Annotated in this window: 9 protein-coding genes; 7 read left to right on the forward strand and 2 right to left on the reverse strand. The window is 54.9% G+C overall.

Going from position 1 to position 17772, the window contains the following annotated elements:
* Positions 1-8: 8 nt before the first annotated feature.
* Entirely contained in the window at positions 9-737 is a 729-nt protein-coding gene (locus tag VIN96_RS10565) for a helix-turn-helix transcriptional regulator (protein WP_331896037.1), read from the reverse strand.
* A 195-nt stretch (positions 738-932) separates the two neighbouring features.
* Here VIN96_RS10565 and VIN96_RS10570 point away from each other — a divergent pair, with 195 nt between their 5' ends.
* Complete coding sequence (locus tag VIN96_RS10570) at positions 933-6632, forward strand: beta strand repeat-containing protein (protein ID WP_331896039.1); 5700 nt, start codon at positions 933-935, stop codon at positions 6630-6632.
* Between the two features lie 546 nt (positions 6633-7178).
* On the opposite strand, the gene VIN96_RS10575 is transcribed toward VIN96_RS10570, so the two are convergent.
* Entirely contained in the window at positions 7179-7850 is a 672-nt protein-coding gene (locus VIN96_RS10575) for a GntR family transcriptional regulator (RefSeq protein ID WP_331896041.1), read from the reverse strand.
* Positions 7851-8139: 289 nt separating this feature from the next.
* On the opposite strand from VIN96_RS10575, the gene VIN96_RS10580 reads away from it, so the two are divergent.
* From VIN96_RS10580 to VIN96_RS10605, 6 genes are all read left to right on the forward strand, one after another.
* A complete protein-coding gene (locus VIN96_RS10580; protein WP_331896043.1) occupies positions 8140-9294 on the forward strand; it encodes a TRAP transporter substrate-binding protein DctP in 1155 nt (384 codons plus the stop codon).
* An 18-nt stretch (positions 9295-9312) separates the two neighbouring features.
* Positions 9313-9891, forward strand: coding sequence for a TRAP transporter small permease subunit (locus VIN96_RS10585; protein ID WP_331896045.1), 579 nt, complete (start codon positions 9313-9315; stop codon positions 9889-9891).
* A 14-nt stretch (positions 9892-9905) separates the two neighbouring features.
* Positions 9906-11231: a TRAP transporter large permease subunit gene (locus VIN96_RS10590; protein ID WP_331896047.1), complete on the forward strand. Its 1326-nt coding sequence runs from the start codon at positions 9906-9908 to the stop codon at positions 11229-11231.
* A 9-nt stretch (positions 11232-11240) separates the two neighbouring features.
* On the forward strand, positions 11241-12080 hold the full coding sequence (locus tag VIN96_RS10595; RefSeq protein WP_331896048.1) for a sulfite exporter TauE/SafE family protein: 840 nt from the start codon (positions 11241-11243) through the stop codon (positions 12078-12080).
* Positions 12081-12092: 12 nt separating this feature from the next.
* A complete protein-coding gene (locus VIN96_RS10600; protein ID WP_331896050.1) occupies positions 12093-13685 on the forward strand; it encodes a gamma-glutamyltransferase family protein in 1593 nt (530 codons plus the stop codon).
* Between the two features lie 703 nt (positions 13686-14388).
* Positions 14389-17772, forward strand: a 3384-nt coding sequence (locus tag VIN96_RS10605) for a calcium-binding protein (protein WP_331896052.1), incomplete at its 3' end; no start/stop codon positions are given.

A 17772-nucleotide genomic window follows, 5' to 3' on the forward strand; every position in this document is an offset into this window, starting at 1 on the left:
ACGTCCTGTTATGGCGCGATGATGCCCAGTTGAATCGCCATGGCAAGCGCATGCTCCCGCGTTGCCGCTCCCAGCTTGCGCTTGGCGCTGCCGATGTGGGTGTCGACGGTGATGCGCGCAATGTTGAGGCGGTCGGCGATCCGCTCACTGTTTAATCCGCGCGCCAACCACAAAAGGCACTCTTTTTCCCGAGCGGACAACGGCGCGGCCTGGGCTTGCTCGTTGCGCAATAACGTTTGGATGATGGAGTGGGAATACATGGCGGCCAAGTGAATGATCTGGCCATTTTCGGACAACAACATTTGCAATTCTGGCATGGACATATCGCACGCCAGCGACATCCCACCAAACGAGCGATCCGCCCACGGCAACCGCAAAGGCAGCGTCACCACGGACGCGATGCCGGTCTCGGAAAACTCCAGCGAAACCTTGTCTTCAGCGGAACCGTCAAAGGTCTGGGCCTTCAAACTGCCCAAGTCCAGAAACGACGTGTTGAGATAGTTCATGCAGTGATGAAGCTGCTTGTCATGAAAGGCATATTGCTTTTCGGTATAACGCTCCATCCACCAATCGGGAGTGGTGGTGTACATGGAGTAATCGTCAAGCTTTTCACCGGCGGCATAGACCAATGAAGTTGCCCCCATCTGTTCCATGAACGCCACGGTCATCTCCCACGCCTCATCCGCCGTGGTCGCGGCGTTCAAACGGGAGAGAAAATCGGTGAGACGATTGTCCATGGGGGGCACGTTTCTGCATAAATTCATTAATATGAATAATCGTACGCGCGTCAATGGCGCAGAACAACCTATAGAACCCTATAGATAGACTTTAGCCCTGCAAAATGGTAGTTCATCATACGAGAGTTGTGGGTATTTTTTGCGTGATTTTTTAGGACGTCAACGTGCGTTTACATGAGGGGGCATTGACGCGAAATGGCTGAAGCCATCATTACAATTAATAGCACCAATTATGTAATACCTATTTTGGCTCCTATTTCTGTAGGCGGTACTCAAAGTATTCAAAATGGCTTTTATGTTAAAGTCGGCAATGAATATGTGAGGCCTTCCGATTCCGTTATTACGGATCTAATTTCATCAAGCCAATCATTATGGATTTTACAATCACGAGACCTAAACTATTCAACAGATAGCAATAATGTTATTAATTCATTTAGTGATCTGCGTACCACAACAAATGCAATACACCAAGGCATAGTTGGTGAGGGCATTACAATCCCAGCTGTTGGTGGAACAGTAGGGATTATTGCAGGTCTTGCCTTGGCGACAAACCCAGTTGGGTGGACGGTTCTAGGGGCAGCAGCGATAAGCGCAGCCCTAACTGCGGGCTCAACGTACTTTAGCTACAGCAGCGCACAACGGAAAGCTGAGCCCCTACGCATCTCCACGGACCTGATCCATCAAGCCGAAATTAAAATACAACAATTAAATGATAAAGGGATAACGAATTGGTTACAAAACCCTCAGGGTTCTATTGACATTGCTTTAATTAAGAGTGCGATTCATGACTTTAACTTCATCATGTCCACTTTCTCTCTTGCAACGGAAATTGCGAAGTACGTCTCATCTCAAGAGGCACAATACACATTAACAAATGCACTCGAGGCGCTTTCCTCAGCTGTTAATGTTTTTGGTGCTGGGCTCAAGGGGATAGTACAGTTTACTGGTAGTTTTTCCAGCTTTGCCGCTTCATTCGTAACAGACTTATATGGTGCGACGACTGAGAGCCAGGTGAATGATGTTGTCAATACATTACTTCATAACCTGTCAAATGGCACCTTACTCTATGACATTCCGTTTCACCAAGACCAACAAGATGCAATTACCGGGTTATTACCTTCAATTAGCATTAATGGTTCAAGTGGTGCCGATGTTATGCATGCAAATGCGGCCACAGGAAGTATTCTTCTGGGAAATGGCGGCAACGATACTCTATCTAGCGGCGCGGGAAATGACACGTTAAAGGGTGGGTCTGGTGCGGACACATATGTGTTTAGTGGTACATGGGGTGCCGATAAGGTCATCGACGATGGCGGGACACTCCAATTTACCGGCATCGATTTTAATACATTTTCTGGCTATGCATTTGAAAAAAGCTACCTGGATCTAAAAATCATCAAGGGTAATGACATTATCATCGTTACTGATTTCTTCACAGCTCACAGCACAAAAAGCACTACCCTCAGCAGCTCTCAATTTAACAACTGGACGTTCTCTGGAAGTGGTTGGACCAAAACGGCATCGGATATTGTTAATCGAATTCCTGACAGCGACTTCCAAACTTCCGCAACCCCACCTTCTGCGCCCGGTGGGAATGATACGTTTTCAACCAATGGCGCCACACTTATTGAGACACAGCCTGTCTTTGCCTCTTACACGGATAGTTTTGCCGCAACAGCACTATTCACCGTAACAGGGGGCACATATGAAAGTTTTGTCGGTTATACAATTCATGACAAAACAGCCGTTGCGGGCTCTGCTGCAAGTACGGGCACCACACAGGGTGGAATTGGATACTTCTATACAAATGCAGGCGCAAGCCTCGTTGGCACTGTCTTTTATAGTTCAGACTATAGTATATATGACGTCAATGGTTTGGTCGGGGGTTATGGATCCAACCAATTCGAAATCCATCCAATTGTTTATTCAAATGGTGCTTATAGGCAAACAAACGGATCTGTGGTTGCTAGGACCTATGCGCCAGATAAAGCGGTTGCACCGACCGTGTCCGTCAACAGTCCAAGTTTTCTAGGAACCGTAGACACGACCCCAACGCCTGTATTTTCGGCAACCGACCCCAACAGCGACAAAATCAATCTAACTCTTACCCTAAGCAACGCCACGACCCAAGCTGGGTTGGTTACCATTCTCGGCAAAGCCTTGGCACCCCAGGCTTCACTCACGTTTGGTTATGGTTCTTTTACTGGGACAGACTGGCTTGCAATATCAAATGCCGTTAAGGGCGACAGCTTTACATTTAGGGCAACGGCCAGCGATTACGGACTGACGGGTAACACAGTTAGTTTTACGTATACGGTTGGCAATTCCGCACCAACTGCAAACAACGACACAATCGGTAACGTCTATCTCAACACCCCCAGCGCCATAAATAAGCTGTCTCTGTTGGCGAACGACCTAGACCTCGATGTGGCGGATACGTTGTCCATCACCGGCGTATCGAACTTTGTCGGCGGGACGGCGGTCGTCGATCCCAGCGGACATGTTATTTTCACCCCCACCACCGGCTTCGTCGGAACGGCGAGCTTCAATTACACCGTCAGCGACGGCACTGCATCCAGCACCGCCACGGCCACGTTTACCGTCATCGACCCCAACACAACACCGGTAGCGAACAACGACACATCATCGACTTACCTCGACATCCCAGTCACCATCGATGTCCTCGCCAACGACACGGACGCCGACAATGACACGCTGACCGTCAGCGGCAAGACCAATGGAACCAACGGTACCGTTTCGATTGCCGCGAACGGCTCATCAGTGACCTACACGCCCACCGCCGGTTATGTTGGTCAGGATACATTTACCTATACCGTCACCGACCCAGGCGGAAAAACGAACACGGCAACCGTGACCGTGAATGTCGCAGCGGCAAATGTCGCGCCGGTGGCAACGGACGACACGGCCACCACCTCCCAAGGGACGGCCGTCGGCATCAATGTGTTGGCAAATGATACGGACGCCAATAACGACACCCTGACCATCGGCGGAAAAACCAATGGCACGAACGGCACGGTCGTGATTGCTGCGGGCGGGCAGTCCGTCACCTATACGCCGAACGCCGGATATATCGGCCAAGACTCATTTACATACACTGTCACCGACCCAGGCGGGCTTACCAACACCGCCACCGTAAACGTAACCGTCACAGACCCAAACCAAGCCCCCGTCGCGACCAATGACACCGCGAGCACTACGGCTGGAAATTTCGTCAAAATTGATGTACTGGCCAACGACACGGACCCTGACGGCGATGCTCTGACCATCAGCGGCACAACAAGTGGCAGCAACGGCAGTGTTCTTATCGCGCAAGGTGCATCAACCGTATTCTATGTCCCAAAAGCTGGGTTCACCGGTCAAGATACGTTCACCTATACGACGGTTGATCCTAAGGGCAAGTTCGACAGTGCCACGGTCACCGTCAATGTAACGGCCGGGCAAGCTACGACGGATACGGTCGTTTACGCTGAAAATTTTGATACCAATCCGAATTACACCAGCGTGGTTTCCACCAACACGGCAAATTTTGGCAGCACCGTAGGTTGGCAATCAACGGGTGGGCAATCGGGTGGATACTATAAAGCCTCGGTCTGGGATTATTGGGCCAATTGGGCCGCTGTCGGAATCAGCCCAACCTTCCAAAAAGTCAATACGGATCAGAATTTCAAAATCGAATTCGATTTCAATCCCATCGACACGACCTGGGGCAATTACCCCGGAATCTACTTCATGGATTCTAGCCAGACCCCAATTAATCCATCAACGAATACCGCAACTAATTACGCGACCTCCTTATCTTCGGCTTTTACGGTCAACTGGGCTGACCGTGTCCCTTCGTGGTTCAACCTCAGAACCCTAAACGATAGTCACTCGAACCCCGTAACGGTGACGCTCAACACGTGGTATCACGTGAAACTTGAATATGATGCAAGCGCAAGCCAGGCTGCTTTGTCCGTAACCAAACCAGATGGCAGTGTATTTTATCAGCTGCTTGGACATTCCTTTCTACCCAAGTACGGTTTTGATCAGATATTCATCGGAGAGATGCAAAACGATACCTTCCGTTACGGAAGCAGTAAGACCGACGTCGGTATCGACAACATCAACATCACGGTTTTGGCCCAAAACACGCCCATCGCCACAGGCACCTCGGGTCAAGACACCATAGTCGGTACCATTGGCAATGACGTTCTTAACGGCGGCGCGGGCGCTGATATACTTGGTGGTGGAGATGGCGATGATATTTATTATGTCGACGATGTAGGAGACATCGTGATCGAAGGCTCAAATGGGGGCACCGACAGTGTATACACATCCATCGCATTGACTTTGCCGGATAACATAGAATTTGCCATCCTCCAAGGTAACGCTTCGGCCAACTTAACGGGGAATGCTGCGGCCAACAGATTGACGGGCAATGCGGCCAACAACGTCCTTGATGGCGGTGCGGGCGACGACATCATGAGCGGGGGTGCGGGCGACGACACCATGATGTGCGATTCGGCTGCCGACCAAGTCGATGGTGGCGAAGGTATCGACACCGCCGATTACAGTGCCGTTGCCAGTGGGCTGTCTATCGACTTGCTCTACAGCGGCAGCGCGGTGACATCGATCGAAAACGTGGTGGGCACGGGCTATGACGACACCCTCACCGGCACCGATGGCGCCAACGTCATCTCCGGCGGCGCGGGCAACGATTGGCTCAACGGCCGGGCGGGCAACGACACCATGTACGGCGGCGCGGGCGACGACACCTTGGTGTGCGATTCAGCCCTCGACCGCGTCGACGGCGGCACAGGCATCGACACCGCCAACTACGCCTGGGCCGGATCCGCGTTGAACCTCGACATGATCTACGGCGGCAGCGCCTTCGCCAACATCGAAAACGTGGTCGGTTCCGATCATGACGATACCCTCACCGGCACCGACGACGCCAACGTCATCTCCGGCGGAGCGGGTAATGATTGGCTCAACGGCCGCGCCGGGGCCGACACCCTCAACGGCGGCGCGGGCGACGACACCTTGATCTGCGATTCCGCCTTGGACCGGGTCGATGGCGGCACCGGCAATGACACCGCAAGCTACGCCTGGGCCGGATCCGCCCTGAACCTGGATATGATCTATGGCGGCAGCGCCTTCGCCAACATCGAAAACGTGGTCGGTTCCGATCATGCCGACACCCTCACCGGCACCAACGACGCCAACGTCATCAGCGGCGGCGCGGGCAACGATTGGCTCAACGGCCGCGCCGGGGCCGACACCCTCAACGGCGGCGCGGGCGACGACACCTTGATCTGCGATTCCGCCTTGGACCGGGTCGATGGCGGCACCGGCATCGACACCGCCAACTACGCCTGGGCCGGATCCGCGTTGAACCTCGACATGATCTACGGCGGCAGCGCCTTCGCCAACATCGAAAACGTGGTCGGTTCCGATCATAACGACACCCTCACCGGCACCAACGACGCCAACGTCATCAGCGGCGGCGCGGGCAACGATTGGCTCAACGGCCGGGCTGGCAACGACACCTTGAGCGGTGGTGCAGGGGCGGATTCCTGCATGGGCGGGGCGGGGTCCGATATCTTCCGTTACACGTCGACGTCGGACAGCACGTCTGCGGCGAAAGATGTCATTTTGGATTTCGATGCCACTGACGCCAACGAAGACATCTACCTCAGCGGCATGCTCACCGGCATCTTCAACTGGCTGGGCGCGGGCGCGTTCACCGGCGGCAACAACACCGAAGCGCGCTTCGACGACGGCACCGATCTGTTGCAAATCGACACCAACGGCGATGCCACCGTGGACATGGAAATCACGCTGACAAACGTGAGCCTCGCCGACCTCGATGCCACCGATTTTACCGTGACCTAAAAGTTAAGCTGTGCCGAAACTGTGCCACCCCCACTCCGATTCAGTCTCCTTTAATCTGCTTTATTCAGAAAACGGCACAACAGCACCCGAACAACGCTTTGATTTAATTGGCATTTAATTCGAACAGCCACACTCCGAAGGCAGAGGTCGTGAGTTCGAATCACGCCGGGTGCGCCATCAATATCAAGAGCTTAGCTAAATTTACAGCTAGGCCCTTTCCCTTTGAGAAAGCATAGGGGAAGCTGAAGAGATTGCTTTTTCAGCTCTTAAATTTTCTTAATTACCAAGGCCTTAATCACCTATTTGCAGGATCAGCAACCCTCGCGATTACAAGCACGGAGGCCAAATGCGCCACCCCTCAGTGTAGCAAAATGGGTCTGTACGCTATCCAGCGCCAACAGAGCTCCTAATCTCTGTTAGCAGCACATCGCACCCTTTTCGCGGGGGTGATTGGCAGACCTATTTCAAGGTCAGCTCATAGTGTCATCACGTTCTAAGCAGGCTAAATCCGAAAACATCGTGCTAAAGCGGATAGTACACTTAAACTCAATGCGGCATGGAGCTCACAAACGCCAGCGTCTCTTCTTGAACAGACATGATGTGGCGAAAAAGAGCGTCTGCTGATGCTTGGGCGTCGCCTTGCTGTATGGCCTCAACGATGGCGCCGTGTTCAGCATGGGATGATGCCAATCGTTTAAGGTTGTTAAACTGCACGCGCCGGTATGGTGCGGCGCGCAGGCGGATACTACGGCTAAGGCCGACCAAAACATCGTTGCGCGTACCTTGATAGATAAGGTCATGAAATGTGCGATTGAGCGCGATGTATCGTTCCGCATCACCGGCGCTCACGATCTTGCTGAGGTGCGCATGCAGGGCGGCGAGCTCTTTGCGCTCGCCCGGCGTCATGCGCTGCGCCGCCAACCGCCCGCATGTGGCTTCCAACTCCGCCATCGCCTCAAACATCAAACGCAATCGCTCTTCTGAGATTTGCGCCACCACCACGCCACGGCGCGGGCGCTTTTCGGCGAGCTCAGCCGTCACCAATCTTTGCAACGCTTCACGCACCGGGGTGCGTGAAACTTGGAAGCGTTCTGCCAGCGCCAATTCTTCCAAATGCGCGCCAGGCAGCAGGTGTCCGGTGACGATGTCGTCTTCCAGGGCACGGCACAACCGCTCTGCGGTGTTTTCCTTTAACGATGTGCGTTTGGTCTTGAGCACTGGCGAATCCTTTTTTCCGTCCCACCAGTTTACGCAGGCGGCAGAGGAATACAAAGGGATGAGAAAACATTTTGTATACATGTAGTTCGCTAAAGATAAATTAAAAATATTAATAAAAACAAAAACATATAATGCGACTCATCGCAAATGAAGCATTTATGATTATTAAATAGGCAATTATTTTTCTGTGCATACACAATAGGCATTCATAAGGATTGGAAAACGTCAACATGTTGAGTTTAAACGATAATTATTCTGGCACAGCGTTTGCTAGTGAAGGATCGAGTGAATGAGCGCGCAGCAAGCGCGCAAACATCAAACGTTGGAAAACGAGGATCCCCCCATGAAGCGTTCCATGAAACGTCGTGAATTTCTCAAAGCCTCTTTGGTTGGCGCAGCGGCAACCGGCACGTTGGCCGCACCGGCGATTGCTCAGGCTAAAGATACCTTCAATTGGAAAATGACCAACATGTACCCCGCCGGGGCACCATTCTATACGGTTGGACCGGGCAGCCCTTCTGATTTTTGCAACCGCGTCAAAGAAATGTCGGGTGGTCGTTTGAACATCCACCACTTCGCCGCCGGCGAATTGATTCCGCCCAAAGAAGGCTTCGACGCCGTGCGTTCGGGCACCATCGAAATGAACGCTGGCAACGCGTATTATTGGGCGGGCAAAATTTTTGCTGCACAATATTTCACCACCGTGCCGTTCGGCTTGAACTTCCAAGGCGTGAATGCGTGGATGTATCACGCTGGCGGTTTGGAACTGTGGAACGAAGTGTATGCCGACTATGGTTTGGTGGCGATGCCGATGGGCAACACCGGCGTGCAGATGACCGGATGGTTCAAGAAACCGATCAACTCGGTGGAAGATTTCAACGGCTTAAAAATGCGCATCCCGGGTCTTGCGGGCAAAGTGTATGAAAAGCTCGGCGTGAACGTGAAGCTGTTGCCGGGCGGCGAGATTTTCCCCGCCTTGGAACGTGGCGTGATCGATGCTGCTGAGTTTGTTGGCCCCTATCAAGATCGTCGTATGGGGCTGCATAAAGCCGCCAAGTACTACTACACCACCGGTTGGCATGAGCCGTCCAACGTCACCGAATTGATGATCAACAAGAAAGCCTGGGAAAGCCTGCCCGCCGACTTGCAAGCGATCGTGCGATCGTGCGCTCAGGCGTGCAACCTCGACAGCCACGCGTGGAGCGAAGCCAACAACGCCGATGCGCTGACCGACCTGGTCACCAACGAAGGCGTGATTGCACAAACCCTGCCCGACGACGTGGTGATGCAGCTCAAGAAACTGACCGACGAAGTGCTGGCTGAAAAGTCCGCCGCCGATCCGCTGACCAAGAAGGTCCACGATCACTTCATGGCGTTCCGCGACAAGCATCGCAGCTGGGCGTCGATCTCTGAAAAGCCATATCACGGCTTGATCTCGTCTTAAGCGAAGGAACCGGTAAAGATGGTCACGCGCAATTTGCACATCCTCGAACGCTTGGAATTCGGCCTCAGCCTGCCGGTCGAATGGGCCGGACGATTCGCGTCTTGGTGTGGGTTGGCTTTGGTGTTGGTGGTCGCGGGCAATGTGTTCGCCCGTTACCTGTTCAATGCTGGATCGGTAGGTATCCAGGAATTGGAATGGCACCTGGTTTCGCCCATCGCCTTGATCGGCATGTCGTATGCCATGCGCAAGGGTGAACATGTGCGCGTCGACTTTCTTTACGACCGCATGAGCGAGAGTGGCAAACAGATCGTCGATCTGTTCTCCGCTCTCCTCATGGCGGCGTTTTCGGTGATCATCGTGGTGTTGTCGATGAGCTACATCGAACACTCCTTCAGTCTGATGGAAGGTTCACCCGATCCCGGTGGATTGCCCTATCGCTGGGTGTTGAAGGCCTTCATCCCCTTAGGCTTCGGTTTGCTGGCGTTGCAATCGGTGTCGCAAGCGCTGTCGGTGGTTCTGCACTTTGGTCATGCCGCCGTCAGCGCCCGCGAAGCCAGGCGGCAGCATGTTGAACACAGCACCCACGTCCCTGGCTAACAGGAATTTAGAAAATGACGGAAATGGAATTACTGGCCATCGGTATGGTCGGCGGCTTTTTCACGCTGTTGGTGATCGGTGTGCCGGTGGCCATCTCGCTGGCGGTGTCGGGACTGACCTTCGGCTACCTCGGCTTTGGCACCAGCTTGTTTGGTTTGTTACCAGGACGCATCCACGGCGTGGTGACGAATTACACGCTGCTGGCTCTGCCGCTGTTCATCTTCATGGGCGTGATGCTGGAAAAATCGCGCATGGCCGAAGATTTGATCGATGTCATCGGTCACGCCATGGGCCGAGTGCGCGGCGGCATGGGCTTGGCGATTGTGATCGTCGGCGTGCTGATGGGCGCGTCTTCGGGCATCGTCGGCGCGACTGTTGTGACGGTCGGCCTGTTGGCCCTGGGGCCATTGGTACGACGCGGTTACAACAAGGGTTTGGCATGTGGCACGATCTGCGCGTCAGGAACCTTGGGCCAGATCATTCCGCCCAGCTTGGTGTTGATTTTGTTGGCCGACATTTTGGGGCTTTCGGTGGGCACGCTGTTTGCCGCCGCGATGGTGCCGGGCTTGATGCTGGCGGGCATCTTGGCGCTGTATCTATTGGCGATCGGTTATTTCTTTCCCCACATGGCCCCGGCCATTCCCCAAGAAGAACGTGACGAATTGGCCCGTAAGGATTTGATCGTCAAATTGTTCAAAGTTGTTTTTCCGCCGCTGATTTTGATCTTTGCGGTGTTGGGTTCGATCGTCGGCGGCATCGCCGCACCGACCGAGGCCGCTTCGATGGGGGCGTTCGGTTCGATCATCTTGGCGTTGCTAGGACGGCGATTGAGTTGGAGCACCTTGATGGAGGTGTGTAAGTCCACACTGCTGACCTCGGCCATGGTGTTCTTCATCCTCATCTGCGCACAGCCCTTTGGGTTGGCCTTTCGCGGTCTTGGCGGCGAAGGTTTGGTAGCGCAAATGTTCGAATTCATTCCCGGTGGAGAAATGGCCGACTTGCTGTTTATGATGGCGGTGATTTTCGTGCTGGGCTTTTTCCTCGAATGGATTGAAATCTCCTACATCGCGCTGCCGATGTTCTTGCCGGTGTTCGCCGGAACCGATGTCAACATGGTGTGGTTGGCGATTTTGGTAGCGATGAATTTGCAGACCTCATTCCTCACACCACCGTTTGGCTGGGCGCTGTTCTTCTTGAAAGGTGTCGCACCCCCGGGCATCACCACCGGCGATATTTATCGCGGCGTCATTCCGTTCATCGGTTTGCAGATGTTGGGGCTGGTGGCATTGTTTATGTTCCCCGAATTGGCGACCTGGTTGCCTGACGTCATCGGTTGGTAGGATCGAAACATGCTTGAAACCGTACTTGCCGATCCGTTGTTTTATCTGAGCTTCGCGGGCGCATTGCTGATCACCGGCGCGATCGCCGGGGTGCTTGCGGGCTTGCTCGGTGTTGGTGGCGGGATCGTCATCGTGCCGGTGCTGTTTTTGCTGTTCCCCTTTTTAGGCGTTGAAGACAGCGTGTTGATGCACTTGGCGGTCGGCACATCGTTGGCGACCATCATCCCCACATCGATCATCTCCGCGCGTTCTCACCACAAGCGCGGCGGGGTCGATTTTGCGCTGCTGAAATCGTGGGGGCCGACCATCTTCGTCGGCGTCATTGTTGGGGCTTCTTTCGGTGCGGTTGCGAAAGGCGAGGTGTTGACCTTGATCTTTGCCGCTGTGGCCATCTTGGTCGCCATCAACATGGCCTTTCGCAAAGAAGGCATGATCCTGTCCGAAACCTTGCCAACCGGCATCGCGCGCCACGCCATGGCGTTGGTGGTGGGGATGTTTTCGGTGGTGATGGGCATTGGCGGTGGAACCTTGAGCGTGCCGATCTTGACCGCATTCAACTACCCGATCCGCCGCGCCGTCGGCACGGCCTCAGCCATCGGCTTAATCATTGCGTTGCCGGGGTCGGTCTCGTTCATTCTCAGTGGGCTGGGCCATCCCGACCTGCCGCCCGGCAGTTTGGGCTATGCTAATCTTCTGGGTTTCGCGTTGATCGTGCCTGCGACCATGGTGATGGCCCCGGTGGGGGTGAAACTAGCGCACACCATCAACCCGGCCAATTTGCGCAAAGCGTTTGCTTTCTTTTTGTTGCTCACATCTTTGCGTATGTTTTACAGCGTGTTTTTTGGATAACGGACTTCCCCCATGATTTACACCAAGCACGGTCGAAACGGCATGATCTCCGCCCCGCATCATTTGGCGGCGGAGGCCGGAGCCAATGTTTTGCGCGCAGGCGGAAACGCCGTTGAGGCGATGGTCGCCGCCGCTGCTGCCATCGCCGTGGTTTATCCGCACATGAATTCCATCGGTGGCGATGGCTTTTGGATCATTTCCGAACCTGGCAAAGAACCCATCGGCATTGATGCCTGCGGACCCGCAGCCAAGTTGGCGAGCCGCGATGCATATAAAGAAGCAGGCTATGAAGCCATCCCTGCACGCGGAGCCCACGCTGCTTTGACAGTGGCGGGCACAATCGGCGGATGGGCCGCGGCGCTCGAGTCCGCATCCAGCTGGGGCAAAGCCATGCCGCTCAGCGACCTCTTGGCCGAGGCCATCGCCCACGCGTGCGGCGGCGTGTCGGTGACGCAGGGTCAAGAACAGCTGACGCACGAAAAGCTGGATGAGCTCAAAGCCGTTTCTGGCTTTGTTGATACCTATTGCAGTGCCAAAGGCGACGTCTTGGTCGAAGGCGCTGCGTTGAAACAATCTGATTTGGCAGCGACGCTGGAGCACTTGGGTGAAGTCGGGCTGGACGATTTTTATCGCGGCGACATAGCGCGCAGCTTGGCCGACGGTTTGCAACGCGCCGGTAGTTTCGTGCGCTTGGAAGATCTCGAGGCATATCACGCCATGTGCAGTATACCGTTATCGGTGGGCTTGAACTGTGGGCGCATCTACAACATGCCGCCGCCGACCCAGGGGGTTTCGTCGCTGATGATCTTGGCGTTGTTCGAACGCCTTGGCGTGAAGGTGGGTGAAAGCTTTGAACACATCCACGGTTTGGTCGAAGCCACCAAGCAGGCATTTATGTTGCGCAACGCGCACGTCACAGACCCTGCGCACATGAGTGTCGATGCAGCGTCATGGCTGAAATCGGATTTCTTGGACGCACGCGCCAAAAACATCGACATGCGCCATGCCATACCATGGCCGTATGTGCCCAAACCCGGCGATACCATTTGGATGGGGGCCGCCGATCAAAGTGGGCGCGTGGTGAGTTTCATTCAAAGCACCTATTGGGAATATGGTTCCGGGGTGGTGGTGCCGGGCACCGGTGTGGTGTGGCAAAATCGCGGCATGAGCTTTTCGCTCGACCCCGCGCATCCCAACACCTTGGAACCGGGGAAGCGACCGTTTCACACCCTCAACCCGGCGTTGGCGCGGTTGGAAGATGGCCGCACGCTGGCGTATGGCAACATGGGCGGCGAAGGCCAACCGCAAACCCAAGCGGCCGTATTCTCACGCCATGTGATGTACGGGGTTCCCCTGCAAGAAGCCATCACCGCACCACGTTGGTTGTTGGGCCGCACCTGGGGGGACGACACCACCAGTCTGAAGTTGGAAAGTCGTTTCGATGACGCCTTAATCAACCGCTTGATCGCCGCCGGGCATGATGTCGAACTGTTAGAGCCGTTCACCAGCACCATGGGCCATGCCGGTGCGGTGAGCGTCAGCCGTTACGGTGCCTTCGAAGGGGCCAGCGACCCCCGTAGTGATGGGGCCGCCGTGGCGTTGTAAATGCACCCCTCAGAGCGCGTGACACAAACCCCATTCAGGCAAGGTGCCAATATCAATAAGCTTGGAACATGTCTGGCAAAGCCAGATAACATTCCTATCGATTTTCGTTCATCTGCTCCAATGTAGGATCATACCTTGGCCCACCTGGAGAGGCTGCAGTTATGTGTGCAGCAACTCCGATATTTTAGCTTTGGATGCATCGTCGTTGGGACCAGAGGTAAGCATTTGGCATTCAGGATTTGAGCCGTGAGTCCGAATCTCGCCGACTGCGCCATTTTCTCAATGCCTTACGCCTATTTTCACCTATGACAGTTAGGCCGACTGTGCCGAAACTGTGCCATAGGCGCAGAGCGCCCCTCGTTCCCGCTCCTGGAAATCGGGAACGAGGGGCGCATGCGCAGCATCATTCGAAAGCTTTTGCGCCCTAACTAGGAAAAGCAACGAACCTTCACGTCAATGCAGGCAACGCATTCATGACCCAAAGGGCTAATAGGCGTATAATATGACTAGATAGTGTTTACTTTTTCGACCTTGGCTATCCTCTCATGGAAAGTCCGGAGGTGGCGTTTGGCAGGTGATGAATGGGGACTTTGAGGAGGCCAGGAAACAGGTGAGCAAGTAAGACACCTAGCGGGGTGTGATCATGGTAACGCTACCGATTTCAAACCGTGGATTTAGCAGTGGTCTCAGTGGCGCTGGGTCTTTGAGTGTCAGTACGGCCAGCCTCGGCATTCAGCCCGGTGACTTTGGCGAAGGCGTTCCCATTCCGTCGTCCATATCGGTCTCTTACAATTACAGCGGCTCGTACAGTGGGTCGTTTGCGGCGGATGCGGGGGGCAACGTTTCCGGCACTGTGACCGTGACCGTGACGTATACCGCAAGCACCGCATATGGTTCCATCAGCGATGGCTTTAGCGGCAGCGCGCCGCTGACCGGCACCTTTCCCAATTTTTCATTCACCATGGGCACCCCAGCGGGCACCGCCAGCTATAGCGGCACACTCAACGATACCGGTACCGCAATCGTCGGAACGTCAACGATTGGCGCAATCAATTTTGGCGATCAAACCATTGCTACGCCTGACACCCCTCTGACCATTGATCCCACCAACCCGATCAATCCGCTGACGTTGCCCACGGGGGTTACGATCGTCGGCGACATCATCAACAGTAGCGTTTCGACTCTCCCTGACTTGTCGACAAGCCTGAGCGGCGGGGTCACCTCATTTGTGCAAAGCTCCGCCATCACGATCCTCAAGAACGAAACCAAAAGTGTCCTCGACAATAAGCTCTGGGATATTTTCAAAGCCAGTATTCCTACCGAAGCTGGTGCATATGCGACAGCCGCACAAAACAGCCTCTCGTTCGGAGAAACGATGATCGCCAACGTTGACAAGGCCTGGAAACTGGTCGGCGAAGGCATGCAACTGATCATCGACACCGCAGGCGGCACCAATGCGAGCCAAGCTCAAGTCGATGCCTATTGGGATAAAATCCAAAACGTCGGCGGCGAGATTGTCATCGATTCCTTGAAAGCCGCCGCCGGTGCCGTCGGCCTGCCTGGGGCTCCGTTCGACGCCTTGAAGATGTATTTGGGAATCTCATCTACAAGCACCGGCGCCAACCCAGCAGTCCAATTCGGCGCCTGGGGCGACCAATCCGGCGTGCCGACAATGGGGCCACGACCTTCAGACCCCACCACGCTGGTCAGTTACATCGGCGACGGAAACGGCAGCTTCGGCGATGCCAACGACATCTCCTACGGCGGCCCCATCAACAACACGATGAATTTGGGGAATGGCATTAATTACGGTTATGGCGGCGGCGGTAACGACACCATAACCTCCGGCAACAATTCCGATTTTCTGGATGGCGGGACCGGCGCCGACATCATGGCCGGCGGCGGCGGCAACGACACCTATATCGTCGATAATGTTGACGACCAAGTACAGGAACAATCTGGCCTAGGCATCGACACGGTCAAAACGTCCGTCACCTACACCTTGCCGGCTAACGTCGATAACTTGACCCTGACGGGTAGTGGCGGAACGTCCGGTACCGGCAATGCGCTAAACAATGTCATGACCGGAAATGCCGGTGACAACACCCTAAGCGGTGGCGGTGGCAACGATACGCTGGTCGGTGGAGAAGGCCTCGGAAACGATATTTACGATGGCGGTGACGACATCGATACCATCATCTATTCCAGCGCCACCAATCCAGTGAACATCAGTCTCGCCACCGGCATCGCAAGTGGTATCGATATCGACAACGACACCTTGATCAACATCGAAAATGTCGTCGGCGGCAGCGGTGCTGACGCTATTGCTGGCGATGCAGGCCCCAACGTAATAAGTGGCGGTGCGGGTAATGACCTTATGGATGGCCGCGGCGGCAATGATACTTTAACCGGCGGTGTGGGGTCCGATACCATAAGCGGAGGTGCGGGAACGGACACAGCCACTTTTAGCGGCACAATGTCCGGCTACGTTTTTTCGTCAAACAGTTCGGGGTGGAGCATCACCGATACAGAAACGTCGGCGAGCGGCGATGACGGCACCGACATGCTCGCCGCGATCGAGACCATGTCCTTTACAGATGGGGACATTACCGCGTCCCTTTCCAATTACGGTGAAACACGGGTTAACGAATATTCCAGCGGTTATCAAATGGGGCCAGCCTTAGCCGGACTTTCGGGAGGTGGCTTCGCCATCGCGTGGTCTTCTTACGGTCAAGACGGCAACAACTACGGCGTCTATGGAAAACTCTACGATACGACGGGGTATGAAATCGATTCAGAATTTCGCATCAATTCCTCCACCCTCAACTCCCAACGCGATGTCTCGATCGCCGCACTTTTAGATGGCGGTTTCGTGGTCACCTGGAATTCGGACGGTCAAGACGGTGACGGCAATGGTGTCTATGGTCAACGCTTCACGGCATCCGGTGCAACGGTTGGGGCACAATTTCGGATCAACACCACAACCCTGGCCGATCAGGATTCCTCCTCGGTGGCGAGTTTGTCCGATGGTGGTTATGTGGTGGCCTGGGAATCGTTCCGCCAAGATCACCCCGTCACGGGCAATGGTATTTACGGCCAACGCTACGATGTGAACGGCAATGCGGCCGGGAGCGAATTCCTGATCAACACCTATATCACCGATGACCAGGCCACCCCATCCGTTGCGGGGCTCTCCGGTGGTGGGTTTGTGGTCGTCTGGCAATCCAATGGACAAGATAGCGACGGTCTTGGGATCTACGCGCAACGGTTCAATGCCGACGGCAGCGCCAACGGGACTGAATTTGTGATCAATACATTCACCGCAGGCTCTCAAGAACGCCCCGCGGTCGCAAGTTTGTCGACCGGCGGTTTTGTCGTTACGTGGCAGTCTGCAAACCAGGACGGGAATTCAGCCGGTGTATACGGTCAACTTTACGACCCATCCGCAAACCCTGTCGGAACGGAATTTCAAGTCAACACCAACACCGTTGGATTACAGATTGACCCGTCGGTGGTATCCCTTTCCGACGGTGGTTTCGTCATCACTTGGACGTCCCAAACGGGCGAAGCCACTGCGGGTTCGGGCGGATTCGGCGTTTTCGGTCAACGCTATGACGCATCTGGAAATCCTGTCGGTTCGGAGTTTCAAGTCAACACCACCATGCTCGGCGACCAAACCTCGTCCACAGTCGGCGCACTGAGCGATGGAGGGTTCGCAGTGGCGTGGTCGACGCCCGACTCAAGCCTGCTGGGTGTTGATCTTCAGCGCTTTACATCAAGCGGCCTTACCGCACAAACCCCGACCCTCGCAGGAGGAGCCCAGAACGATGTCATTACTGCGGGTGGCGGACCTCAAGCAATTTACGGCAATGCAGGACAAGACATCCTGTCAGGTGGTGCCGACAACGACTATCTTGATGGCGGTACCGGAAACGACATCTTAAAAGGCGGTGCGGGCGACGACACCATGATGTGCGATACGGCTGCCGACCAGGTTGACGGCGGCGACGGCACCGACACGGCCGATTACAGCGCCGTTGCCAGTGGCCTGTCCATCGACCTGCTCTACAGCGGCAGCGCGGTGATC

Origin of the sequence: Magnetovibrio sp. (genome assembly GCF_036568125.1) — a bacterium.
Lineage (GTDB): Bacteria > Pseudomonadota > Alphaproteobacteria > Rhodospirillales > Magnetovibrionaceae > Magnetovibrio.

Coding starts and splice junctions, on each gene's coding strand:
- VIN96_RS10580 (WP_331896043.1), top strand. CDS start 8,140: ATGAGCGCGCAGCAAGCGCGCAAACATCAAACGTTGGAAAACGAGGAT.
- VIN96_RS10595 (WP_331896048.1), top strand. CDS start 11,241: ATGCTTGAAACCGTACTTGCCGATCCGTTGTTTTATCTGAGCTTCGCG.
- VIN96_RS10565 (WP_331896037.1), bottom strand. CDS start 737: ATGGACAATCGTCTCACCGATTTTCTCTCCCGTTTGAACGCCGCGACC.
- VIN96_RS10585 (WP_331896045.1), top strand. CDS start 9,313: ATGGTCACGCGCAATTTGCACATCCTCGAACGCTTGGAATTCGGCCTC.
- VIN96_RS10600 (WP_331896050.1), top strand. CDS start 12,093: ATGATTTACACCAAGCACGGTCGAAACGGCATGATCTCCGCCCCGCAT.
- VIN96_RS10590 (WP_331896047.1), top strand. CDS start 9,906: ATGACGGAAATGGAATTACTGGCCATCGGTATGGTCGGCGGCTTTTTC.
- VIN96_RS10570 (WP_331896039.1), top strand. CDS start 933: ATGGCTGAAGCCATCATTACAATTAATAGCACCAATTATGTAATACCT.